The following is a 23,674-nucleotide window of genomic DNA, read 5'->3' as shown; positions in this document are numbered from 1 at the left end:
GCGCGATGCGCGGCTCCCTGCCTTTGCGGCGCTGCAATGACCGTTTTGTCCGCTGTCGCCTTGAGTTGCAGACCCGTCCATGGGAAAGCCTTGCAACCCCCCGGGACTTTTGAGACTCAGTAAAAAACAACGGAGCGCCAGAGACATGGCAGACCTCACCTCCACTTTCGACGCCAAGCTCGCGGCCCTGCTGGGCCAGATCTACCCCGACGAGAACACCGGGGAGCTGGCCGAGAAGATCGTGGAGGCCTTCTGGCCGGAGGGCACGACCATGCGCAAGCGGGGCCGGGTGCCCGGCAACCGCCAGTGGTCGGAACGCGACGCGCTCGTCATCACCTACGGCAATTCCATCGTCGACGGTCAGCACAAGCCGCTGGATCTGCTACGCGATTTCCTGCACGCCCATCTGGCGGGCGTGATCAACGGCGTGCATATCCTGCCGTTCTTCCCCTTCACCTCGGACGATGGCTTCTCGGTCACCGATTACCGGGCGGTGAACCCGGTGCTGGGGGAATGGAGCGACATCAAGCGCATCGGGACCGAGTTCCTGCTGATGTCGGACCTCGTGCTGAACCACGTCTCATCGCAGTCGAACTGGTTCAACGCCTACCGGCAGGGCCATCCGCCCTACGACAAGTTCTTCTTCGAAGCCTCGCCCGAGGATGACTTGTCGATGGTCGTCCGTCCGCGCACCCATCCGCTACTGCGCGAGGTCGAGACCGCCATGGGCACGCGCCACGTCTGGTGCACCTTCAGCCACGATCAGGTCGACCTCGACTTCCGGAACCCGGAAGTGCTGCTGGAATTCCTGCGCGTCATGCGCCTGCACATGCAGAACGGCGTGCGGATCGTGCGGCTGGATGCGGTGGCCTTCATCTGGAAGGAGATTGGCACCAAGTCGATCCACCTGCCGCAGACCCATGCCATCGTGCGCCTGATGCGCCACCTTGCGGATTTCGCGGTCGAGCCGCTGATCCTGCTGACCGAGACCAACGTGCCGAACCAGGAAAACCTGAGCTACTTCGGCAACCGCAACGAGGCCCATGCCGTCTACAACTTCTCGCTGCCGCCCTTGGTGCTGCATGCGATGATGTCAGGCACGGCGAAGAAGCTGATCCGCTGGCAGGGCTCGATGCCGCCGGCGCAGATGGGCTGTGCCTACCTGAACTTCACCGCCTCCCACGACGGGATCGGGATGCGCCCGGCCGAGGGCATCCTGAAGCCCGAGGAGCAGGAGCAGGTGATCCAGACCGTGCGCGACAACGGCGGGCGGGTCTCGATGCGGGCGCTGCCCGGTGGCGGCGAGAGCCCCTACGAGCTGAACATCACCTGGTTCGAGGCCATGAAGGGCACCTTCAAGGGCGAGGACGGGCACCAGTTCGAGCGCTTCCTCGCCTCCCAGACGCTGGTCATGGCGCTGGAGGGGATCCCGGCCTTCTACATCCACTCTCTGCTTGGCACGCCCAATGACATCGAGGGCGTCGAGAAGACCGGCCACAACCGCGCGATCAACCGGCACCGCTGGGACTACGAGCGGCTGCAGGCGCTGCTGGAAGACCCCGAGAGCACCCAGGCCCGGGTGCTGACCGAGATGAAGCGGCGGATCGCGATCCGCCGCCGTCAGCGCGGGTTCCACCCGAATGCGACCCAGTTCACGCTGCAGCTGGATGACCGGATCTTCGGCCTCTGGCGCCAGTCGATCGACCGCGACCAGTCGATCTTTGCCCTGCACAACGTCTCGGACGAGGCGCTGGAGCTGGAACCCAGCAGCATCAACCTGATCGACGGGGAATCCTGGGTCGACATCCTGAGCGACGAGGAAATCGACCCCACCGGCGGGCCCATTCCCTTCGCACCCTACCAGTGCCGCTGGATCACCAACCGCGGGTGATCCGGGCGCGTCACCTGGCGCGCTGACCTGAGAAGACTGGCCGGAAAATGCGCATTTTCCGGTCCGTTTTCTTCGAAGAAAACGGGCAAGGCCGGGAGCGGGGTGCGGCCCTTGGGGCTGCGGGTTCTCTCCCCGGAGGCGAGAAGAATTTTCGAAAATTCTTCTCAAAATTCTTCGAAGAATTTTGGGGGCCATCGGCCCCCTCTTGCGGGCTCCGCCCGCAATTCACCCCCGAGGATATTTGGGAACAGTGGATGTCAGTCGGTGGAGAGCGCGACCGGGAGGGGGCGGATCTTCAGCCGGGAGATGCGGTTGTCCTTGCGGCCGAGCACCTCGAAGCGGAAGCCGTGGAAGGAGAAGACCTGACCCACGGTGGGGATCGACTGCGCCTCGTGGATCACGAGGCCCGCGATCGTGTTGGCCTCGTCGTCGGGCAGGCTCCATTCCATCGCGCGGTTCAGGTCACGGATCGTCATGGCACCGTCGACGACGAACTGGCCGTCCTCGGATTTGCGGATCGCATGTTCGGCCAGCGGGTCGAACTCGTCGGTGATTTCGCCCACGATCTCCTCGAGGATGTCTTCCAGCGTGATCAGGCCCCGGAGCGAGCCGTATTCGTCCACCACGAGCGCGAAGTGCGAGCGCATGTGCAGGAACTGGCGCATCTGTTCGTCCAGCGTCGTGGTGTCGGGGACGAAGTAGGGTTTCATCATCACGTCGTTCAGCGAGAAGTTCTTCAGGCTGGAGGCAAGATCGCTGGCCTCGATGGCAAGGCGGTGCATGAGCCGGGCGAGGTCCTTGGCGTGGACCACGCCGATGACGTTCTCGGGCTCGCCCTTGTAGACCGGCAGGCGGGTGTGGGGGCTTTCGATCGACTGGGCGAGGATCGCCTCGGCCGAGTCGTCGGCATTCACCATCTCGATCTGGGAGCGGTGCAGCATGATTTCCTCGACCGTGCGGTCGGAGAGGTCGAGCGCGCCGAGGATGCGGTCACGGTCTTCCTTTTCCACCACGCCCTCGGAATGGCCGAGATTCAGGGCGCCGGCGATTTCCTCGCGCACGGCGAGGACGTTGCTGTCCGGGTCGATCCGTACGCCGAAGAGCCGCAGCACGCCGCGCACGAGGATCTGCACCGCCGCCACGATGGGGGCGAAGAGCTTGACGATGATCGAGATCGGGCGCGCGACGCGGGCGGCGGCGACCTCGGCATTGGTGATGGCATAGGTCTTGGGCAGCACCTCGGCGAAGATTAGCACGAGGAGCGTCATCACCAGCGTGGCAAGCGCCACGCCGCCGTCGCCGAGGACCCGGGTGAAGAGCGCGGTGGCCAGCGAGGTGGAGAGAATGTTGACGAGGTTGTTGCCCAAGAGGACCGAGCCGATCAGCCGCTCGTTGTCCTCGGTGATGGAGAGCGCCTGTTCGGCGGCGCGCGAGCCCTTGTCGGCCTGCGCCCGCAGCTTGCCGCGCGAGGCGGCGGTCAGCGCCGTTTCGGAGCCTGAGAAGAAGGCGGACAGCACCAGAAGCCCGAGGATCGCCGCGGTCGTGAGCCAGAAGGCAGTGTCGATCTGAGAGGTGATGTCTTCCATGTCGGTCCCGAAAAAGGTGCGTGAGGCTCACCCGGTTATGGGGCCGGGGGCGGCGGCGTTCAAGGTCGTGGGTGAGGCAGGGGGGCAGAGGTGGCGCTGAGGCCACGTTCCCCCGGGGGCAGATCAGTCGCCGTCCGGTGTCTGCGGATCGCGGGCGAGCGGGTGGTGGGTTTCGACCAGCTCGCGCAGGCGCTCGTCGAGGACGTGGGTGTAGATCTCCGTCGTCGAGAGATCGGCATGGCCCAGCAGGGTCTGGATCGCCCGCAGGTCGGCGCCGCCGGCCAGCAGATGCGTGGCGAAGGCATGGCGCAGCACGTGCGGCGTAACCCGGTCGGGGTTGATCCCGGCCACGAGGGCGATTTCCTTGATCAAGAGGTAGAACCGGTGGCGGGTCAGGTGGCCTTCCTTGCCGCGCGAGGGGAAGAGGAAGCGCGAGGCCGTCTTGCCCTTGAGGCGCGCGGCCTCTTCCGCCGCGTCCCGGGTGACGAGCCAGCGGGCGAGCGCCGCGCGGGCCGGATCGGAGAGCGGGACAAGCCGTTCCTTGCCGCCCTTGCCCATGACCAGCAGCATCCGGGGATCGCCCCGGGCCGCCGAGACCGGCAGCGAGACCAGTTCGGTCACCCGCATGCCTGTTGCATAGAGCAGTTCCACGAGGCAGGTGTTGCGAATGGCGTCGGGCGCGCTGCGGCCATGATCCCGGGCCGCGGTGAGCAGGGCAGAGACATCCTCCACCGTCAGCGTCTTGGGCAGGCGCTTGTCCCGGCCCGGACCCGCGATCTGGATCGCCGGGTTGTCGCCGCGCCAACCCTCGTCGAAGGCAAAGCGGTAGATCTGCTTGAGCGCCGAGAGCCGCCGGGCCCGGGTTGCACGCGACAGCCCCTCCGCCTCGCAGGAGACGAGGTAGCCCTCCACATCGGCGCGCTGCGCCTGCAGGAGGCCGGGGCCGTTGCGCTCCAGCCAGCGGGCGGCGTCGGAGAGGTCGCGCCCATAGGCCAGCAGCGTGTTGCGGGCCGCGCCCCGTTCGGCGGCCTGCGCTTCCAGAAAGGCGGAAATCCAGTGGTCAGCCGTTGCCATAACGGGGGCCTCAGCCGCGCCGGTCGAGCAGCATCAGCTGCAGCGCGGCCTGACGGGCGGTGTCTTCGAGGCCCACGGCCCGGAAGGCCGCGATGGCTGCGGGCGTGTCGGAGAGATCGCCCCTGGCGGCCCGGCCATAGAGCGCCATGGCGCGCAGGATCGCCTCGCCCAGATGGCCGGAGGCGATCCGCTCGGTGATCTCCTCGGGAGGCTGGGTGGCGGGATCGAAACCGGCCGTCACGGCGCGTCCCAGCGGGCTGGTGGCACGGACCTCGCCCGGGGTTCCCGCGGCCAGGGCAGCGAGGAAGCGCTCCTCGGCGGTTTCGGGCGGCAGGGCGGCGGCGGTGGCCTCGTATCCCGGCGAGAGCAGCGACACCCGGTAGGCGGCGCTGCGGCCAGCAGGGCCGGGCAGCGGCCCGAGGTCGCGCAGTTGCGGCCCGTAAAGCCGGGCGAAGGGCACTTCCAGCCGGGCCTCTGCCATGGCGCGGTAGGCCGGGCCGAGGGCCGCGGAGATCGCGGGTGTGTCGTTGGCCTGAAGGGCGCGGTCAAACCGCTGCACGGCCTGCACCCGGTCCCAGATCCCGCCCGAGGCAGCAGGCCGCCGGGCGGTATAGAGGCCCAGCAGGCGGTTTTCCGACATGGCGCCGGTCTGGGCCAGCCGTTCGGCGGCCTCAAGCTCGGCCCGCCAGCCGGACAGGCCGCGCAGGTCGGACATGGCATAGGGCCGGGGCAGGGTGGCGGCGCTCAGCGGCTGGCCGACGGCTTCCTGCAGGGCGAAGATCAGCGGCGTGATCTGCGCGGGCGGCGGCAGCGGGATCGCCTCTTCCGCCAGGGCCGGGTCGAGGTACTGGCCCAGCAGACGGTTCTCGGCCGAACTCAGATCACCGAGGGCGCCCGCGCTCACCAGCGTGACGGCGGCGGCGTTCCAGTCGTCGCCCCGCGCCTGGCAATAGACCAGGGCGGCATAGGAGGGCGCCAGGTCCGGACGCTGGCGCATGGTGCCGCAGGCCAGATCTTCCTGACCGGCCAGAAGCGACAGGTCGAACCAGCGGCGGAAGAGGCCGGGATGACCCTCCGGACCCGCACGTTCAATGAGCGCAAGCGCCGGGTTCACCGCGCCAAGCTCGGTCAGCTTGTCGATCCGTGCCATCAGGAGCGGCGCCCCGCGCCCGGCATCGAGCGGCGGTTCGGCCTCCGCAAGGAGGAGCGTATAGAGCAGCGACTGCATCGCGGGCAGTTGCGAGACATCGAGCGCCGCGATCTGGCGGATCAGCGCCTGCGCCTCGGACCGTTGCCAGATGTCGGCGGGCAGGCCCGTCACGCTCTGCGGCAGCAGGCCGACGGCGCCCAGATGCACCTCGTCGAGCGGCGTCACCGCCACGTCGGGGGCCGTCGCCGTCCGGCTGACCGGCGGTTCGGCGGGCACGGGCAGCTTGGGCAACGCGGCCGGGCTGGAGAGCCATTCAATCGCGGAGATCGGCGAGGGGCCCTGCGCCGGAGAGGCCGACGCCGGAGACGCAGACGTCTGGGCCGTCGCCGAAGACGCGGCAGCCAGAAACGCAGTCAGGAAAAGCGCTTGGGCGCTATTGGGCATCGAGCTCCACCGGGATCCGGATCTCATCCGCCGGCGGCGAGAAGTCCGCGCCGAAGAAGGGTCCGATATAGGCATAGGCGACCAGTGCAATGAATAGAAGGATTACGAGATAAAACAGCCACTTGATGACTCGCCACATGAAATCTGCCCCGGTTTGCCTGCTTCTTTCGGGAACTTATAACTGGCCTTTTGCACAAGATCACGTCATTGAGGCGCGAGTAACGGAAATTTGGCAAATGATGGCCGAGAACGGCGCGGGGGGCATGGGCTGGACGCTGAAAAAAACGGTAGTGCTGGTTGGGATGATGGGGGCCGGAAAGACGGCCGTCGGCAAGGCCCTCTCGGCAGCTCTTGAGGCACCTTTCGTCGATTCGGACGCGGAGATCGAAGCCGCGGCGCAGATGACGATCTCCGAGATTTTTGCACGGGACGGTGAGGGATTCTTCCGCAAGAAGGAAACCCAGGTGATCGGTCGCCTGCTGGAGCTTGACGACGCGGGCGGACGGATCCTGTCCACCGGCGGCGGCGCCTTCATGCAGCCGCAGAACCGCGAGATGATCTCTCAGCGGGGGATCTCCGTCTGGCTGAAGGCCGATCTCGATCTGCTCTGGCGGCGGGTGAAACACCGCGATTCCCGGCCGCTTCTGCGCGCGCCGGATCCCTATGGCACGCTCAAGGGCCTCTACGAGGCGCGGGTGCCGACCTATGCGCTCGCCGATTTGACGGTTGAGACGAAGCCGGAGTTCAGCATCGAACAGACCTGCGACCGCGTGGTGCAGGCGCTGCTGACACGGCCCGATGTGCTGGAGAAATCATGAGCGATCCCAGAACCTTGCGTGTTGAGCTTGGCGAGCGGGCCTATGACATCCGCATCGGCACCGGCCTGCTGGCCCGGGCCGGGGCTGAGATCGCGCCGCTTCTGAAACGCCCGCGCGTCGCCGTGGTGACGGACGAGAACGTGGCCGCGCTGCACCTCGACGCCCTGCGCGACGGACTGGCCGCGGCGGGGATCGAGATGACGGCCCTGACCCTGCCTGCGGGCGAGGCGACGAAGAGCTGGCCCCATTTCACCCGCACGGTGGAATGGCTGCTGGAGCAGAAGGTCGAGCGGCGCGACGTGGTCGTGGCGTTCGGCGGCGGGGTGATCGGTGACCTTGCGGGCTTTGCCGCGGCCGTGCTGCGGCGCGGCGTGCGCTTCGTGCAGATCCCGACCTCGCTTCTGGCGCAGGTGGACAGCTCCGTCGGCGGCAAGACCGGCATCAACGTCGCGGCGGGCAAGAACCTCGTCGGCGCCTTCCACCAGCCGAGCCTCGTGCTGGCGGATATCGACGTGCTCGGCACGCTGACGCCGCGCGATTTCCTCGCCGGTTACGGCGAAGTGGTGAAATACGGTCTGCTGGGGGACGAGGCCTTCTTCGACTGGCTCGAAGAGATGGGCCCGAAGCTGGCCGCCGGCGACATCGAGGCCCGGATCGCCGCCGTGACCCGCGCCTGTGAGATGAAGGCCGAGATCGTGGCCCGGGACGAGACCGAGCAGGGCGACCGCGCGTTGCTGAACCTCGGCCATACCTTCTGTCATGCGCTTGAGGCGGCGACGGGCTATTCCGACCGGCTCTTCCATGGCGAGGGCGTCGCGGTGGGCTGTGCATTGGCCTTCGAGCTGTCGGCGCGGCTGGGGCTCTGCGCACAGGAAGCGCCGAGCCGCGTGCGGGCGCATCTGCGCGACATGAGCATGAAGGTGGACCTTGCCGACATTCCGGGCGATCTGCCGGATGCGGAGGGGCTGCTGGCGCTGATGGCGCAGGACAAGAAGGTGGTGGATGGCCAGCTGCGGTTCATCCTTGCGCGCGGCATCGGGCAGGCCTTCGTGACGGCGGATGTGCCGCGCGAAGCCGTGCTTAAGCTGCTGGATGACGCGCTCCTCGCAAGGCGCTGAAGTAAATAAAGAAATAGGTCATAGGCGGCCGCTTCCAAGCTCCGGACATCCGGAGCTCGAGAGCGTTTTCGACCAAAGGGTGACGGGCGCGCGCCGCCCGAGGCACGACGGGCCCTTGACGTCGCGCAGGGCATGTTCGGCCAAACCGGTCCCGCGCGGCGCCTCTTGCACCGCGAGGCACCATCGCTCACATTTCCTCCAGCCGCCCCGGAGGTCCGCCGATGATCACACCAGCCTATTGCCTCATGATGGCCCGCTACAACGCGTGGCAGAATTGGCAGATCGCCGAGGTCTTCGACACCCTCGACAGCGCCGCGCTGCACGAGGACAGGGGCGCCTTCTTCGGCTCTCTCCTCAGCACGGCGAACCATATCCTCTGGGCCGATCAGATGTGGATGTCGCGCTTTGCCGGCCTGCCGAAGCCGGACCTGATCCAGAAGGAGAGCGGCAGCCTGACCGCGTCTGCGCAGGACTGGCGGGCCGAGCGGGCGAAGATGGATGCGGCGCTCCTTGGTTGGGCGGCAGGCCTCGAGGCCTCCGATGTGACCGGTGAGCTGACGTGGTACTCCGGATCGATCAAGGCCGATGTCCGGGCCAACCGCGCGCAGTTGATCACGCATATGTTCAACCACCAGACCCATCATCGCGGACAGATTCACGGGCTTCTCACGGCCATCGGCAAGGACCCCGGCGTGACGGATCTCGCCTTTCTTCCGGAAACCGGCCCCTGGGCCTGAGCCGGGCTGCGTCTCAGCAAACGGACAGTAAAAGTCACGTTTCCTCGACGGAAACGTGAAAATCGACATGACGAATGTCGCTTTTCCCCTATGTGGTGCCGTGCGCGTGTTTCCGCCCATCCTTTGGGCGACGTAGGGTTAACGGACGATCCATTTCATCCGCCCCCACGATCCGCACGCGCCCCGTGCGGACACGGGATCCGATCATGCGCCGCCAGCCGGGACACCAGATCCTGCGGGCGCGGACCAGGAGGGAGTAAATTGTTTACCAAGTTGATGGTCCCCGTTGACCTGACCCACGCAGACCGGCTCGACCGGTCTCTTGCCTGTGCCGCCGACCTTGCGCGCCATTACGGTGCGCCGGTCGTCTATGTCGGCGTCACCTCGCCGCAACCCGGCCCGATCGCGCACAACCCGGCGGAATACGCGGCCAAGCTGGACGCATTCGCTGCCGCTCAGGCTGCGCAATACGGCCACGAGGCCACCGCCCATGCGGTGACCAGCCACGATCCCACGATCGACCTCGACCGCACGCTTCTCAAGGCGGTGGACGATGTGGGGGCCGATCTCGTCATCATGGCGAGCCATCTCCCCAATCTCACCGATTACATCTGGCCGTCGAACGGCGGGACCATCGCGGGCCATTCCAAGGCCTCGGTCCTCGTCGTGCGCGGCTGACCAACAACAAGAGAGGAAACCGGCCATGGCCGAAGACTCCACCAATCAGGGCATTCCAGAGCCAGAGGGCCACGTGAATGCCATCGACACCGAATACGAGATCGGACAGGACAATATCGACGGCAGCGTCGGGCCCTTCGGCTTCGACATCCACAACCCCGTCTTCCTGATCTCGGGCGTCGCCATCGTGGCCTTCGTGTTCTACACGCTGGCCCTGCCGGAGCAGGCGGGCGCCGTCTTCTCCTGGCTCTTCAACACGGTGACCAAGTCCTTCGACTGGTTCTTCCTGGGCGCGGCGAACATCTTCGTCATCTTCTGCCTCGTGCTCATCGTCACGCCGCTCGGCAAGGTGCGGCTCGGCGGGGCGGAGGCGACGCCGGATTACACCTATGTCGGCTGGTTCGCGATGCTCTTCGCCGCCGGCATGGGCATCGGCCTGATGTTCTACGGCGTGTCCGAGCCGCTGACCCACTTCTCGACCTCCCTCGGCGGCACCACCGTCGAGAACGGCGTGCGCACCGACTGGGCACCGCTCGGCGGGGCCGAGGGCGACGAGGCCGCGGCGATCCGCCTCGGCATGGCGGCGACGATCTTCCACTGGGGGCTGCACCCCTGGGCGATCTACGCTGTCGTGGCGCTGAGCCTTGCGCTCTTCAGCTTCAACAAGGGGCTGCCGCTGACGATCCGCTCGGCCTTCTACCCGATCCTGGGCGAGAAGGTCTGGGGCTGGCCGGGCCACATCATCGACACGCTGGCGGTCTTTGCCACGCTCTTCGGCCTTGCGACCTCGCTCGGCTTCGGGGCAACGCAGGCGAACGCGGGCCTGAACGAGCTCTTCGGCGTGCCGATCGGCTCGACCACGGAGGTGATCCTGATCTCGGCCATCACGACGGTGGCGCTGATCTCGGTGCTGCGCGGCCTCGACGGCGGGGTGAAGATCCTCTCCGAGATCAATATGGGCCTCGCCTTCGTACTGCTGCTCTTCACGCTGCTGGCAGGCCATACGCTGGCGATCCTCACGGGCTTCGGGGACTACCTGCTGGCCTACATCGAATACCTTCCGGCGCTCTCGAACCCGATCGGCCGCGAGGACGTGAATTTCATGCAGGGCTGGACCTCGTTCTACTGGGCCTGGTGGATCTCCTGGTCGCCCTTCGTGGGCATGTTCATCGCCCGCGTGTCGCGCGGCCGCACGGTGCGGGAATTCGTCATCTGCGTGCTGCTGATCCCCTCGCTGGTCTGCGTCCTGTGGATGTCGGTCTTCGGCGGCGTGGCGATCCAGCAGGTCGTGCAGGAAGGCTATACCGCGGCACAGGACGCGGCGCTGGAGCTGAAGCTCTTCAAGATGCTCGACTTCCTGCCGCTGACCGGCATCACCTCGCTGGTGGGCATCGTTCTGGTGATCGTCTTCTTCGTCACCTCGTCGGACAGCGGTTCGCTGGTCATCGACACGATCACAGCGGGCGGCAAGGTCGATGCGCCGGTGCCGCAGCGGGTGTTCTGGTGCGTCTTCGAGGGCGCGGTGGCCATCGTGCTGCTGCTTTCGGCGGGCGGTCTGGCCTCGCTGCAGTCCATGGTGATCTCCACCGGTCTGCCGTTCACGATCGTGCTCCTGATCATGTGCTGGGCCATCATCAAGGGGCTTGCCTCCGAACGACGCTGACGCCCGCACGGATGTGACACCTGAACCGCCCGTTGGCCCTTGCGCCAGCGGGCGGTTTCGCTTTTTGATGCGCCCCATGACCCAAGATATGACACTCGATCTCGACTTCGTCCGGGCACAGTTCCCGGCCTTTGAGGAGCCCTCGCTGGATGGCTGGGCCTTCTTTGAAAACGCGGGCGGCTCCTACATGTGCCGCCCGGTCTATGACCGGCTGACGCGCTTCTATCGCGAACGCAAGGTGCAGCCCTACGCGCCCTATCCGGCCTCCGAGGCCGGCGGCGCCGAGATGGACGAGGCCCGGGCAAGGCTGGCGGCCATGATGGGGATCGACACGCAGGACCTGTCCTTCGGCCCGTCCACCACCGCGAACACCTACGCTCTGGCACAGGCTGTCCGGGCATGGCTGAAGCCGGGCGAGGCGATCATCGTGACCAATCAGGACCACGAGGCCAACACCGGCCCGTGGCGGCGGCTGGCCGAGGCGGGGATCGAGGTGCGCGAATGGCAGATCGACCCTGCGACGGGGCACCTCGACCCTGAGCGGCTGGAAGAGATGCTGGATGAGAGCGTGCGCCTCGTCTGCTTCCCGCATTGCTCCAACGTGGTGGGCGAGATCAACCCGGTGAGCGAGATCACCGCCATCGCCCATGCGGCCGGGGCCTTCACCTGCGTGGACGGCGTCAGCTATGCGCCCCACGGCATCCCCAACGTCGGCGACCTCGGGGCCGATATCTATCTCTTCTCGGCCTATAAGACCTATGGCCCGCATCAGGGGATCATGGCGATCCGCCCGGCACTGGCGCGCGAACTGCCGAACCAGGCGCATTATTTCAACGGCGAGACGCTCTACAAGCGCTTCACCCCCGCAGGCCCCGATCACGCGCAGGTGGCTGCCTGTGCCGGGATGGCCGACTATATCGACGCGCTCTATGCCCACCACCATGACGCGCCCGCCGATCCGGCCACCCGCGCGGCGGCGGTCCACGACCTGATGCGCGCGCAGGAGGTCACGACGCTGGCCCCGCTGCTCGATTACCTCGGCAACCGGAACGATCTGCGCCTGCTCGGCCCCGCAACGGCCGCCAGCCGCGCGCCCACGGTCGCCGTCGACCTGAACCGCGCCGCCGAGCCCGTCGCGCGCCAGTTGGCCGCCCACAAGGTCATGGCCGGGGGCGGGGATTTCTACGCCGTCCGTGCGCTTCAGGCACAGGGGATCGACCCGGCGAAAGGGGTTCTGCGCCTCAGCTTCACCCACTACACCACGCCGGCGGAGGTCACCCAGCTGATCACCGCCCTCGATCAGGTGCTCTGAGCCGCGTTTCATCTTTCCCGAAATACTCTCGGGGGGAATTGGCCCGACAGGGCCAAGGGGGGCAGACGGCCCCCCAACGCCCTCGCAGCCGCGCACCACGCCCGACCCTCCGCGCCGAAAAGTCTTGCCCAAGACTTTTCCCAAGACTTTTACTTCAAAAGTCTTTTTCCGCCCGCCCAAGCGATCCGATCCGGCCCGGGGGCCGTATCCCGACTAAACTGAAGGGCCTTCCATGACCGATCCTGCACCCACGCTGCTCTGGCTGCGCCGCGACCTGCGCCTCACAGACCATCCCGCGCTCGTAGCTGCCGTGAAACGCGGCGGGCCGGTGATCCCGGTGCATATCCGCGATGGTTCGGTAGATACCCTCGGCGCCGCGCCAAAGTGGCGCCTTTCCAAGGGCTTGCAATCTCTTTCTGAAGCGCTGGACAAGGCGGGCAGCCGGCTGATCCTCAGGGCAGGGCCCGCCCGTGAGGTGCTGGACGAACTGGTCGCGGAGACCGGCGCGGAGGCGGTCTATTGGACGCGGCTCTATGACCCGGAGGCGCAGGAGCGTGACGCGCGGGTCAAGGAGGCGCTGCGGGATCAGGGGATCGAGGCGAAGAGCTTCGGCGGGCACCTGATGTTCGAACCCTGGACCGTGGAGACCGGGCAGGGCAGCTACTACAAGGTCTATTCGCCCTTCTGGCGGGCCGTGAAGGACCGCGAGGTGGAGGCACCGCTGCCGAAGCCCGAGACGATCCCGGCGCCCGCCACATGGCCCGCGAGTGACCGGCTGGAGGACTGGCAACTGGAGGCACCCATGCGGCGTGGCGCGGCGGTGCTGGAGGCCTATGCCCCCATTGGCGAAGCGGCCGCGCAGGGCCGGCTGGGGCATTTCATGGCGCAGGGGGTGGAGAGCTACAAATCCGACCGTGACCGGGTCGACCGGGACGGGACCTCGATGCTCTCGGCGCACCTGAGTCTCGGGGAAATCTCGCCGCACCAATGCTGGCACGCGGGGCTCCGGGCGCAGGAAGCGGGCAAGGCGGGGGCCGAGACCTTCCTCAAGGAACTGGTCTGGCGCGAGTTCGCCTACCACCTGATGTACCACACCCCCCATATGCTGACCGACAACTGGCGGCCCGAGTGGGACAGCTTCCCCTGGCGCGAGGACCGGCGCCTGAAGGAGGTGCAGGCCTGGGAACAGGGCCGGACAGGCGAGCCCTTCGTGGATGCGGCGCTGCGCCAGATGTATGTCACCGGGACGATGCACAACCGCGCGCGGATGGTCGTCGCCTCCTACCTGACCAAGCACCTCATGGTGCACTGGCGGGTGGGCATGGCATGGTTCGAGGATTGCCTCGTGGACTGGGATCCGGCCTCGAATGCCATGGGCTGGCAATGGGTTGCAGGATGCGGCCCGGATGCGGCCCCCTATTTTCGGGTCTTCAATCCCGAGACACAATTGCATAAGTTCGACCCCGACGGCGTCTATGTACGGACCTGGATCGCGGAGACATCCGCGCAGCCTCCCGCGACGGCGTGCGCCTATTTCAACGCTATCCCTGAAGCCTGGGCCATGTCGCCCGACGCGCCCTATCCGGATCGCCTCATCGCACTAGATTCGGGAAGGAAACGGGCACTGGAAGCCTACGAGTCCCGCGACAAAGCCCCGTGACGGAACAATCGCTTGCGACCTATCGGCCTTCCGTCCTAGCAATGGGAAATATGAACAGGTTGTTAAGATGATCCTGAACGACACCAGAAATCAAAAAGACCTGCCGCGCTACTTCGCGCAGGTCTTCGAGATGGCCAAGGAGATCGAGCAGGGGCGGATCGACTTCCGGATGCCGGACGGGCGGGTGTTCCGCGCCGAGGGCAAGGCACCGGGCCGCGTGGCCGAGCTCCATGTCCACAACCCCGACACCTTCGCGCGCCTCGTGCGCGAGGGCGATCTGGGCTTCTGCGATGCCTATATCGAGGGCTGGTGGTCCACGCCGGACCTGCAGGCCTTCATGGACCTGATCCTCGATGCCACCGCCGAGGACCTCTACGGCGGCTTCCCGGGGATGAAGTTCGTACAGCTCTACGAGCGGATGCGGCACTGGATGAACCGCAACACCAAGAAGCAGGCTGCCAAGAACATCTCCTACCACTACGATCTGGGCAACGAGTTCTACGGGCTCTGGCTGGACGAGACGATGACCTATTCCTCGGCGCTCTTCGAGACCGGGCAGGAGGACCTCGAGAAGGCACAGATCCAGAAGTACGCCTCCATGGTGGACCAGATGGGCGTGCAGCCCGGGGATCACGTGCTGGAAATCGGCTGTGGCTGGGGCGGCTTCGCGGAATATGCCGCGAAGGAACGTGGCCTGAAGGTGACCGGGCTGACGATCTCAAGGGAACAGCTGAAGTTTGCGCAGGATCGCATTGAAAAGGCAGGGCTTTCCGACCTTGTGACCTTCAAGCTTCAGGATTACCGCGACGAGACCGGCAGTTATGACGGCATCGCCTCGATCGAGATGTTCGAGGCCGTGGGCGAGAAGTACTGGCCGCAGTATTTCCAGACCGTGCGCGACCGGCTGCGCCCGGGCAAGAACGCCACGCTGCAGATAATCACCCTGACCGACGCCCGCTTCGAGACCTATCGCAAGGGCGTGGACTTCATCCAGAAGTACATCTTCCCGGGCGGGATGCTTCCCAGCCCCACGGCCCTGAAGGCCGAAGTGGAGAAGGCGGGGATGCAAGTCGCGCGCCACATCGAATTCGGCCAGAGCTATTCGCAGACGCTGCGGCGCTGGCATGACACCTTCAACGAGAGATGGGATCAGGTGGCCGAGCTTGGCTTCGATGACCGGTTCAAGAGGATGTGGAACTTCTACCTCACCTCCTGCGCCGCGACCTTCCGGGCCGAGAACTGCGACGTGACCCAGATCACCATCACACGGCCCTCCTGATGCCCACTGCTGCGCGCCTCATCGGTGCTATCTGCCTTCTCATCCTCGCCTTTGTCGTCTCCGGCATGGTGCAGGAAGTCATGCCCGACGAGACCAATTTCGGCTGGATGCTTCCGCTGAACATGGTGCTGGGGCTGCTGGTGGGGTGGACGACCCTCGGCAAGCGCGCGGACGGCAGCCTCAGCCACGGCAATGCCGCGGTGATGGGCATCACGGCGGTGGCGGTCCTTGTCTTCTGGGCCGTGGCCCTGCAGGCGGGGAACGAGGCGCTCCGGCTGTCGCTGGAACGCCGCTTCGACGGCCCGATGGAGGCGCTTCTTTCGCTCTTCCCGATCGCGGGCGACTACGGACAGCACCTGTTGCATATGCATATCCTCTGGACGCTCGCCGTGGGCGGGATGCTGGCCGGTATTTTCACCAACATGGCGGGTCGCCGCTGGCGGTAGCATGACGGACATTTTCATCTACGGGACGCTGCGGCATCAGCCGCTGCTGGAAATCGTTGCGGGCACGCCCGTCACGCTGCGGCCCGGTTTCCTGAAGGATCACACGGTCGTCTCGGTCGCGGGCGAGGATTACCCGATCTGCCTCGCGGCGGAGGGGGAGAAGGCCAAGGGCGCCATCGTCTCGCTGGAGGGGGCCGCCCTCGACAGGGTGAGCTGGTACGAGGAGGCCTTCGGCTATCACCTCTGGCCCGGCGTCGCCCACGATGCGGCAGGTGCGGAGGTGGCCGTGTCGGTCTACCTGCCGCCAAGCGCCGAGGACGCCTGCGAAACGCCCTGGTCACTGTCTTCGTGGGAGGCAGGCTGGGCCGAGGCCGCGCGCATGGCCGCACGGGAGTGCATGGGCTACTTCGGGCAGATCCCGCCCGATGAACTGGGCTGGCGCTATCCGCAGGTGCGGGCCCGGGCGTTGAGCCGCCTGCGCGCAGCCCAGGATCCCGCGCCCACGCTGGGCCGCGAACGGCGCGCCGATCAGGTCGAACTGCTGTCCGATGAGACGACCCACGCGGGCTATTACCTCACCAAGGTGCAGCAGCTGCGCCATCCGCTCTATTCCGGCGGCATGACCGAGGTGCTGCGCCGCGAGGTCTTCATCGCGCCCGACGCGGCGGTGATCCTGCCCTATGACCCGGTGAAGGACACCGTCCTGCTGGTGGAACAGTTCCGCATGGGCCCCTACAACAACGGCAGCCCCTGGCCCTGGTCGCTGGAGCCCGTCGCGGGGCGCGTCGATCCCGGCGAAACGGCAGAGGCCTGTGCCCGGCGCGAAGCGGTGGAGGAGGCGGGGCTGGAGATCACCGATCTGCGCCATGTGAACACCTATTACCCGTCGCCCGGCTGCATCAGCGAACTGCTGCACACCTACGTGGGTCTTGCAGACCTGCCCGACGAGGGCGGAACGGGCTTCGGGGTGGCAGGGGAAGGCGAGGACATCCGGACACATATTCTGCCGTTTGAACGTGTCATGGAACTGGTGTCCTCCGGCGAGGCCGATAACGGGCCCCTGATCCTGCTGATGTTCTGGCTTCAGCGCGAGCGTCCCCGATTGCGCACACCGGCTTGAGTTAGCCCTTTGCGGGGTCTACATCTTCCGGGCAGATCATCCGCGACGTGAGAAGGAGTTCAGTGATGTTTGTGGCCAAGGACCTGGCAGATGCCGTCGGCAAGACGCCCCTGATCCGCCTGCGGAAAGTCAGCGAGGAAACCGGCTGCGAGATCCTCGGCAAGGCGGAGTTCATGAACCCCGGCCAGTCGGTCAAGGACCGCGCCGCGCTCTACATCATCAAGGACGCCATCGCCCGCGGTACGCTGGAGCCGGGCGGCACGATCGTCGAAGGCACCGCGGGCAACACCGGCATTGGCCTTGCCCTCGTGGGCGCCTCGATGGGCTTCAAGACCGTTATCGTCATCCCCGAGACCCAGTCTCAGGAGAAGAAGGACATGCTGCGCCTCGCGGGCGCAGAACTGGTCCAGGTGCCGGCGGCGCCCTACAAGAACCCCAACAACTACGTGCGCTATTCCCAGCGTCTGGCCGAGAAGCTGGCGGCATCTGAGCCGCATGGCGCGATCTGGGCCAACCAGTTCGACAACGTCGCCAACCGTCAGGCCCATATCGAGACCACCGGCCCCGAAATCTGGGAACAGACCGGCGGCAAGGTCGACGGCTTCGTCGCGGCCGTGGGCTCCGGCGGGACGCTGGCGGGCGTGGCCATGGCGCTGCAGCCCAAGGGCGTGAAGATCGCCCTTGCCGATCCGATGGGGGCGGCGCTGCATTCCTTCTACACCACCGGTCAGCTGGCCTCCGAAGGCACCTCGATCACCGAGGGCATCGGGCAGGGGCGGATTACCGCCAACCTCGAAGGCTTCACGCCCGACTTCTCCTACCAGGTGCCGGATGCCGAGGCGCTGCCTTACGTCTTTGACCTGCTGTCGGAAGAGGGGCTCTGCCTTGGCGGGTCCTCGGCGATCAACGTGGCGGGCGCCGTGCGTCTGGCCCGCGAGCTGGGACCGGGTCACAGGATTGTCACTGTGCTTTGCGACTACGGAACGCGATATCAGTCCAAACTGTTCAATCCGCGTTTCCTCAAAGACCAAGGCCTGCCGACCCCCTCATGGATGACCGAAAGCCCCCGCTCCATCCCCGGAGTCTTCTCGGAGTGATGAGCCCGGCCCGCCGTAGCGTGCTGCCGCGGGCCCTCCGCTCCTGTCTTCTGATCCTCCTGCTGGCGCTGATGGGCGCCGGGGCAGGGGTGCTCTCGCCGTTCCACCCGACCGCCGTTCAGGCGCAGGACGGGGAAAGCGGCGATGGCGCGCTCAACTACGCCGACTGGGACAAGGTCGCTGAACGCGCCGAGACGGCGATCGAGGACAACGCCGCCACCAGCAGCACCATGAGCGACCTGCGGGCCGAACTGGTCAGCTGGCGCGACCATTTTCAGGGCGCGGAGCAGATCAACGCCAGCACGATCACCAGCGTGCAGGCGCAGCTCGACGCGCTTGGCGCCCCGCCCGAGACCGGGGAAGAGGCGCCCGAGATCGCGCAGCAGCGCGAAGAGATCACCGCCCGCCTGACAGAGCTGCGCGCGCCCGGAACCGCTGCAGGCGTCGCCTACAGCCGCGCCGATGCCCTGATCCGCGAGATCGACCGCATCCTGCGCGAACGGCAGGCGAACCAGCTGCTGGAACTGGGGCCGACGCCCCTGAACCCCGGCAACTGGCCCACCGCCGCGGAAAGCCTGACCGGCAGCTTCATGGGGCTGGTCGCAGAAGTGCAGAGCAACTGGCGCCGCGCCGGAAGCGAGAGCCTGCGCGGGTCGCTGCCCGCCGTGCTGCTGTCGCTGGCGCTTGCCGGCTTCGTGCTGCTGCGCGGGCGCAGCTGGGTCGAGCGCTGGTCCGACAAGGTGCGCGACCGCAACCGCACCGCCGAACGCTGGCTTCTGGGGCTGGTGATCTCGCTGGGGCAGATCATCCTGCCCGCCGCCGGTCTTGGGCTGATCCTCGTCGCTTCCTTCATGTCCGGTCTCGTGGGGCCACAGGGCGAGGCGCTGCTGGGGGCGGCCTTCAAGGGCGGGGTGAACTTTTTCATCATCTTCTGGCTCGGGACGCAAATGTTCCCGAAGTCCGACGTCACCGATCCGCCCCTGCGCCTGAGCCGCCCGCAAAGGCTGGAGGGGCGTTTCTACGCGGTCTTCCTCGGGCTGCTGCTCTTCGTCTACGAGCTGCTGGTGGCCGCCGGGGCCTATGCCGACTGGTCCGCCGAGGCCCGCAACGTGATCTTCTTCCCGCTGCTGCTTGCGGCAGGGCCGGTCCTCTATCGCCTCGGCCAGCTGCTGATGGCCCATGCCCGCAGCGAACAGGACCCCTCCGAGAGCATCGGCTTCCTGATGCAGCTGGTCCTCCTGCTGGGCCGGTTTACCATCGCCATCGCCGTTCTGGGCCCGCTGGCCGGCGCCATCGGCTATTTCGCCATGGCCGACGCCCTCGTGATGCCGATGATCCGGTCGCTGGCCCTGCTGGCGCTGATCGTCGTGGTGCAGCGCATCGTCGTCGAGATCTATGTCCTGATCACCCGCAACCGGGCCCACGTGGACGAGGCCCTGACGCCGGTGCTGGCGGCGGCGCTGCTGGTCCTCGGCTCGCTGCCGGTCTTCGCGCTGATCTGGGGCGCCCGCACCACCGACCTCGCCGAGCTCTGGTCCCAGTTCATGCAGGGCTTCAGCCTCGGCGACACGACGATTTCGCCCAGCAACTTCCTGACCTTCGTGATCGTCTTCGCCATCGGCCTCGGGCTGACGCGGCTGTCGCAGGGGGCGCTCGGCACCACGATCCTGCCCAAGACCAAGCTGGACGCCGGCGGACAGCGGGCCTTCGTCACCGGGCTCGGCTACGTCGGGATCTTCCTCGCCGCGATCATCGCGATCACCGCCGCGGGCATCAACCTCTCGGCGCTTGCCTATGTGGCCGGTGCGCTGTCGGTCGGTATCGGTTTCGGCATGCAGAACATCGTCCAGAACTTCGTCTCGGGCATCATCCTGCTGGTGGAGCGGCCAATTTCCGAGGGCGACTGGATCCAAGTGAACGGGCAGATGGGCATCGTGAAGTCGATCTCCGTGCGCTCCACCCGGATCGAGACCTTCGACCGCACCGACGTGATCGTGCCCAATGCCGATCTCATCTCGGGGACGGTGACGAACTGGACCCGGGGCAACAACATCGGCCGGGTGATCCTGACCGTGGGCGTGGCCTATGGCACCAACACCCGCCGGGTGGAGGAGATCCTGCTGGAGATCGGCAAGTCGCATCCCATGGTCCTCGATAACCCGGCGCCCTTCGTCTATTTCAAGGGCTTCGGGGAAAGCTCCCTCGACTTCGAGGTGCGGCTGATCATCCGCGACGTGCTCTGGGGCCTGCCGATCCAGACCGAGCTGAACCACACCATCGCCGAACGCTTTGCCGAGGAAGGGATCGAAATCCCCTTCGCACAGCGCGATCTGTGGATCCGCAACCCCGAGAAACTGCACCCCGCGCCGACCTCCGGCGGCAGCGGACCGGCGCAACCGGATCCGGCGCCCGCCGCACAGGGCCCGGAAAAGCGCGACGCGGTGGACAAGTTGCCTGATGCAGCGCAACATATGACCTCCGATGACATCGGCACCGACGACGGCGGAGGAGAGGACAGATGACCGAGCAGCTCTATCGTACGGATCCGTACCTTGCCGAGGCCGAGGCCACGGTGGTGGCGCATACGGACGATGGCGGGCTGATCCTCGACCGGTCGATCTTCTATCCCAACGGCGGCGGCCAGCCCGGCGACTGCGGGGCCGTGATCTGGGAGAAGGGCGAGGTCTATATCGCCACCGCCGTGAAAGGCGAGGGGGATGCGGTCATCCTTGTGCCGAACGAGACGCAGGACCTGCCGCCCGTCGGCGCGCCGGTCCGGCAGGAACTCGACTGGGACGTGCGCTTCGCCCATATGCGGATGCACACGGCGCTGCACCTGCTCTCCGTCGTGATCCCGCTGCCGGTGAGCGGCGGCGCTGTCGGTGCCGGCAAGGGGCGGCTCGACTTCGACATGCCCGAAGCGCCGGAGGACAAGGCCGCGCTGGAGACCGCGCTGAACGAGCTGATCGCCCGGGACCTGCCGGTGACCGAGCATTGGATCACCGATGCGGAACTGGACGCCAATCCCGACCTCGTGAAAACCATGTCCGTCAGCCCGCCGCGCGGATCCGGACGCATCCGTCTGGTGCGGATCGGCCACGGGGCGGAACAGGTGGATCTTCAGCCCTGCGGCGGCACCCATGTCGCCCGAACGGGCGAGATCGGCACGGCGCGCCTCGGCAAGATCGAGAAGAAGGGCCGCCAGAACCGCCGCGTTTCGCTTCTCCTGGACTGAGGCCGCGGGATGGGGCCGCATATCGTCGCCTTCCTGACCAGCTGGCCCCTGCTGCTGGCCTATGGCGCGATCCAGATCGGCTTCATCCTGCGCGCGCTTCTGCGCCCCAACCGCGAACCCTCGTCCCGCATGGCGTGGCTGCTCGTGATGATGGCGCTGCCGGCCTTCGGGATCCTCGCCTATGTGCTCTTCGGCGAGACCAACATCGGCAGCCGGCGCGCCGCACGCTACCGCGAGATGGCCGAGGTCCTGCGCAACCCCGACACGCCGCCGAACCCCTGCGGGGATTTCACCCTGCCGAGCGCCGAATACCTGCACCTCTTCCGCACCGGGGAATCGATCAACGGCTTTGGCCCGGTAGGTGGCAACCGCGCGGAATTGCTGGCCGATTCAGAGGCCGCGATCCGCAGCATCGTGGCCGATATCGATGCGGCGCAGGATCATGTGCATGTGCTCTTCTACATCTGGCTGGCCGATCGCAGCGGTCTCGCCGTGGTCGAGGCGCTGATCCGGGCCGCCGGGCGCGGCGTCATCGTCCGGGCCATGGCGGATGACATCGGCTCGCGCAAGATGATCCGCTCCGAGCATTGGGCGCGGATGAAGGGGGCAGGGGTGCGGCTGGCCCGTGCGCTGCCGGTGTCCAACCCGGTGCTGCATCCGATTCGGGGGCGTATGGATTTGCGCAACCACCGCAAGATCGTGGTGATCGACAAGCGCATCACCTACTGCGGCAGCCAGAACTGCGCCGACGCCGAATTCCTTCCCAAGAAGAAATACGGCCCCTGGGTGGACCTGATGCTGCGGTTCGAGGGTCCGGTGGTGCGCCAGAACCAGTGGCTCTTTGCCGAGGACTGGATGGCCCACCACGAGGACGACCTGCGCGACCTGATCGGCCCGCCGTCCAGCGAGCTGCGCGAACCGGGCATCACCGCGCAGGTGATCGGGACCGGCCCCACGGTGCGCCCCACCGCCATGCCCGAGGTCTTCGAGGCGCTCATGCACGGTGCCCGCGAGGAGCTGGTGCTGACGACGCCCTATTACGTCCCCACGGAGCCGATGCAATCGGCGCTCTGCAGCGCGGCCCGGCGCGGGGTGCGGACGATTCTCGTCCTGCCGGAGCGCAACGATTCCTTCGTCGTGGCCGCCGCCAGCCGCAGCTACTACGTCGATCTGCTGAAGGCGGGCGTCCAGATCTACGAATACACCGAGGGGCTGCTGCACGCGAAATCCCTCACCCTCGACGGGCGGATCGCGCTTATCGGCTCTGCCAACCTCGACCGGCGCAGCTTCGAGCTGAACTACGAGAACAACATCCTGCTGGAAGATCGCGGCGTGACGGCGCAGCTGCGCGCCCGCCAGCAAAGCTATATTGACGTCTCTGACCCGGTGACCGCCAAGGATGTGACCGACTGGGGCCTGTGGCAGCGGGCCTATTACAACACGATCGCCATGATGGGGCCGGTCCTCTGAGGGGCCATTTCGGGGCGGTTTCAGGGTGTCCGAAAAAAACGGAAATTTCCCTGCGGAAAGCGTCGCTTCTCCTCTTGAACCTTTCCCCGTGCTTCGGCTATTGAAGCCAAACCGGAGAGGTGGCCGAGTGGTCGAAGGCGCACGCCTGGAAAGTGTGTAGGCGGGAAACCGTCTCCAGGGTTCGAATCCCTGTCTCTCCGCCATTTTCCCTTAAGACATCGTTTCACCGTTTCACTTGAAGCCGGATTTTTCCGTGCATTCAAAGGGAATTGGACGGTGATCTGTCGGCCGACCGTTCGCGACGTGAGCACTCTCTCCGCGCCGACGGAATTTGAACCGGCCCTTCCGGTCAAACCGGAGCTTCGGTTCTGATCCGGCGCATGATCTGTACCAGCCTTCAACATGACCTTTGCCTAGGCTCAGGCCCCAAAAGGCTGGTCCCCTTGATCCGCACCGGCGACACAGCCCCCGGCCGCAGGGCGGGAGGCACAGACGGGACGGCCCGCCGCGACACCACGGCGGGCCTTTTTCGGTTCACCAGAAGCCCGACGTCCTCAGAACAGGAAGTCGTTCCCCGAGTAGAGGCCCGAGAAGCCGAAGTCGGAGAAGAGCACCCCGCCCAAGGTGATCGTATTGCTTCCGACCTGGATCACCGCGGTCCCGCCGTCATCCACGAGGTGGTTGTTCAGCAGGTCATAGAAGCCGGTGATCGCAGTGACGCCGGAGAGGTCGATCTTCTCACCGTTGCCAACGGCGAAGTCGGTGATCGTGTCGTTACCCCAGTCGTCGTGGAAGACGAAGAGGTCCGGGCCGCCGCCGCCGGTGAGGAGGTCGTCGCCGATGCCGCCTTCCAGCGTGTCCTTGCCGCCGCCGCCCAGCAGGGTGTCGTTGCCGCC

Annotated in this window: 19 protein-coding genes and 1 tRNA gene; 16 read left to right on the top strand and 4 right to left on the bottom strand. The window is 66.5% G+C overall.

Annotated elements, in window-relative coordinates; all coding sequences use genetic code 11:
* Positions 1-145 precede the first annotated feature (145 nt).
* Complete coding sequence (locus LCM32_RS14250) at positions 146-1,891, top strand: sugar phosphorylase (protein WP_224821748.1); 1,746 nt, start codon at positions 146-148, stop codon at positions 1,889-1,891.
* A 257-nt stretch (positions 1,892-2,148) separates the two neighbouring features.
* Here the strand turns inward: LCM32_RS14250 and LCM32_RS14245 are convergent, their stop codons facing one another.
* The 3 genes from LCM32_RS14245 to LCM32_RS14235 all read right to left on the bottom strand — a co-directional run bounded on the left by LCM32_RS14245 (position 2,149) and on the right by LCM32_RS14235 (position 5,992).
* A complete protein-coding gene (locus tag LCM32_RS14245) occupies positions 2,149-3,477 on the bottom strand; it encodes an HlyC/CorC family transporter (protein WP_224821747.1) in 1,329 nt (442 codons plus the stop codon).
* Positions 3,478-3,600: 123 nt separating this feature from the next.
* Positions 3,601-4,551, bottom strand: coding sequence for a site-specific tyrosine recombinase XerD (locus LCM32_RS14240; RefSeq protein ID WP_224821746.1), 951 nt, complete (start codon positions 4,549-4,551; stop codon positions 3,601-3,603).
* A 10-nt stretch (positions 4,552-4,561) separates the two neighbouring features.
* Positions 4,562-5,992, bottom strand: a complete 1,431-nt coding sequence (locus LCM32_RS14235) for a hypothetical protein (RefSeq protein WP_224821745.1) — start codon at positions 5,990-5,992, stop codon at positions 4,562-4,564.
* Positions 5,993-6,384: 392 nt separating this feature from the next.
* On the opposite strand from LCM32_RS14235, the gene LCM32_RS14230 reads away from it, so the two are divergent.
* The 15 genes from LCM32_RS14230 (at position 6,385) to LCM32_RS14160 (ending at position 22,981) form a co-directional block, all read left to right on the top strand.
* Positions 6,385-6,963, top strand: coding sequence for a shikimate kinase (locus tag LCM32_RS14230; protein WP_224821992.1), 579 nt, complete (start codon positions 6,385-6,387; stop codon positions 6,961-6,963).
* Positions 6,960-8,081 (top strand): 3-dehydroquinate synthase, encoded by a 1,122-nt coding sequence (aroB, locus tag LCM32_RS14225; RefSeq protein ID WP_224821744.1) that lies wholly within the window; start codon positions 6,960-6,962, stop codon positions 8,079-8,081. The genes LCM32_RS14230 and aroB overlap by 4 nt, the downstream gene beginning before the upstream one ends.
* Before the next feature lie 221 nt (positions 8,082-8,302).
* A complete protein-coding gene (locus tag LCM32_RS14220) occupies positions 8,303-8,818 on the top strand; it encodes a DinB family protein (protein ID WP_224821743.1) in 516 nt (171 codons plus the stop codon).
* Between the two features lie 261 nt (positions 8,819-9,079).
* On the top strand, positions 9,080-9,496 hold the full coding sequence (locus LCM32_RS14215) for a universal stress protein (RefSeq protein ID WP_224821742.1): 417 nt from the start codon (positions 9,080-9,082) through the stop codon (positions 9,494-9,496).
* A 25-nt stretch (positions 9,497-9,521) separates the two neighbouring features.
* On the top strand, positions 9,522-11,159 hold the full coding sequence (locus LCM32_RS14210; RefSeq protein WP_224821741.1) for a BCCT family transporter: 1,638 nt from the start codon (positions 9,522-9,524) through the stop codon (positions 11,157-11,159).
* Between the two features lie 88 nt (positions 11,160-11,247).
* Positions 11,248-12,471 carry an aminotransferase class V-fold PLP-dependent enzyme gene (locus LCM32_RS14205; protein ID WP_224821740.1) on the top strand — a complete coding sequence of 408 codons (1,224 nt, stop codon included), beginning with the start codon at positions 11,248-11,250 and terminating at the stop codon, positions 12,469-12,471.
* A gap of 232 nt (positions 12,472-12,703) precedes the next feature.
* A complete protein-coding gene (locus LCM32_RS14200) occupies positions 12,704-14,131 on the top strand; it encodes a cryptochrome/photolyase family protein (protein ID WP_224821739.1) in 1,428 nt (475 codons plus the stop codon).
* Positions 14,132-14,198: 67 nt separating this feature from the next.
* Positions 14,199-15,410, top strand: a complete 1,212-nt coding sequence (locus tag LCM32_RS14195) for an SAM-dependent methyltransferase (protein ID WP_224821738.1) — start codon at positions 14,199-14,201, stop codon at positions 15,408-15,410.
* Positions 15,410-15,856, top strand: coding sequence for a TrgA family protein (locus LCM32_RS14190; protein WP_224821737.1), 447 nt, complete (start codon positions 15,410-15,412; stop codon positions 15,854-15,856). Before LCM32_RS14195 ends, LCM32_RS14190 begins: the two co-directional genes overlap by 1 nt.
* A 1-nt stretch (position 15,857) precedes the next feature.
* Entirely contained in the window at positions 15,858-16,976 is a 1,119-nt protein-coding gene (locus LCM32_RS14185) for an NUDIX domain-containing protein (RefSeq protein ID WP_224821736.1), read from the top strand.
* Between the two features lie 65 nt (positions 16,977-17,041).
* Positions 17,042-18,073 carry a cysteine synthase A gene (locus LCM32_RS14180; protein WP_224821735.1) on the top strand — a complete coding sequence of 344 codons (1,032 nt, stop codon included), beginning with the start codon at positions 17,042-17,044 and terminating at the stop codon, positions 18,071-18,073.
* Complete coding sequence (locus tag LCM32_RS14175) at positions 18,073-20,595, top strand: DUF3772 domain-containing protein (RefSeq protein WP_224821734.1); 2,523 nt, start codon at positions 18,073-18,075, stop codon at positions 20,593-20,595. Before LCM32_RS14180 ends, LCM32_RS14175 begins: the two co-directional genes overlap by 1 nt.
* Positions 20,592-21,308, top strand: coding sequence for an alanyl-tRNA editing protein (locus LCM32_RS14170; RefSeq protein WP_224821733.1), 717 nt, complete (start codon positions 20,592-20,594; stop codon positions 21,306-21,308). The genes LCM32_RS14175 and LCM32_RS14170 overlap by 4 nt, the downstream gene beginning before the upstream one ends.
* A 9-nt stretch (positions 21,309-21,317) precedes the next feature.
* Positions 21,318-22,778: a cardiolipin synthase gene (gene cls / locus LCM32_RS14165; RefSeq protein WP_224821732.1), complete on the top strand. Its 1,461-nt coding sequence runs from the start codon at positions 21,318-21,320 to the stop codon at positions 22,776-22,778.
* Between the two features lie 113 nt (positions 22,779-22,891).
* Positions 22,892-22,981, top strand: a tRNA-Ser gene (locus LCM32_RS14160).
* Positions 22,982-23,332: 351 nt separating this feature from the next.
* Here LCM32_RS14160 and LCM32_RS14155 read toward each other — a convergent pair.
* A partial coding sequence (locus LCM32_RS14155) for a type I secretion C-terminal target domain-containing protein (protein WP_224821731.1) occupies positions 23,333-23,674 on the bottom strand: 342 nt, incomplete at its 5' end.

It is taken from the genome of Pseudooceanicola nanhaiensis, from assembly GCF_020171315.1.
GTDB classification, from domain to species: domain Bacteria; phylum Pseudomonadota; class Alphaproteobacteria; order Rhodobacterales; family Rhodobacteraceae; genus Pseudooceanicola; species Pseudooceanicola nanhaiensis_A.
This window is presented reverse-complemented; position numbering and strand designations above follow the sequence as displayed.

Bases quoted from the DNA above. Each gene is read 5' to 3' on its own strand.
- LCM32_RS14180 (WP_224821735.1), top strand. From the start codon at position 17,042: ATGTTTGTGGCCAAGGACCTGGCAGATGCCGTCGGCAAGACGCCCCTG.
- LCM32_RS14210 (WP_224821741.1), top strand. From the start codon at position 9,522: ATGGCCGAAGACTCCACCAATCAGGGCATTCCAGAGCCAGAGGGCCAC.
- LCM32_RS14185 (WP_224821736.1), top strand. From the start codon at position 15,858: ATGACGGACATTTTCATCTACGGGACGCTGCGGCATCAGCCGCTGCTG.
- LCM32_RS14195 (WP_224821738.1), top strand. From the start codon at position 14,199: ATGATCCTGAACGACACCAGAAATCAAAAAGACCTGCCGCGCTACTTC.
- LCM32_RS14190 (WP_224821737.1), top strand. From the start codon at position 15,410: ATGCCCACTGCTGCGCGCCTCATCGGTGCTATCTGCCTTCTCATCCTC.
- LCM32_RS14175 (WP_224821734.1), top strand. From the start codon at position 18,073: ATGAGCCCGGCCCGCCGTAGCGTGCTGCCGCGGGCCCTCCGCTCCTGT.
- LCM32_RS14245 (WP_224821747.1), bottom strand. From the start codon at position 3,477: ATGGAAGACATCACCTCTCAGATCGACACTGCCTTCTGGCTCACGACC.
- LCM32_RS14205 (WP_224821740.1), top strand. From the start codon at position 11,248: ATGACACTCGATCTCGACTTCGTCCGGGCACAGTTCCCGGCCTTTGAG.
- aroB (WP_224821744.1), top strand. From the start codon at position 6,960: ATGAGCGATCCCAGAACCTTGCGTGTTGAGCTTGGCGAGCGGGCCTAT.
- LCM32_RS14170 (WP_224821733.1), top strand. From the start codon at position 20,592: ATGACCGAGCAGCTCTATCGTACGGATCCGTACCTTGCCGAGGCCGAG.
- LCM32_RS14220 (WP_224821743.1), top strand. From the start codon at position 8,303: ATGATCACACCAGCCTATTGCCTCATGATGGCCCGCTACAACGCGTGG.
- LCM32_RS14230 (WP_224821992.1), top strand. From the start codon at position 6,385: ATGGCCGAGAACGGCGCGGGGGGCATGGGCTGGACGCTGAAAAAAACG.
- LCM32_RS14250 (WP_224821748.1), top strand. From the start codon at position 146: ATGGCAGACCTCACCTCCACTTTCGACGCCAAGCTCGCGGCCCTGCTG.
- LCM32_RS14240 (WP_224821746.1), bottom strand. From the start codon at position 4,551: ATGGCAACGGCTGACCACTGGATTTCCGCCTTTCTGGAAGCGCAGGCC.
- LCM32_RS14200 (WP_224821739.1), top strand. From the start codon at position 12,704: ATGACCGATCCTGCACCCACGCTGCTCTGGCTGCGCCGCGACCTGCGC.
- cls (WP_224821732.1), top strand. From the start codon at position 21,318: ATGGGGCCGCATATCGTCGCCTTCCTGACCAGCTGGCCCCTGCTGCTG.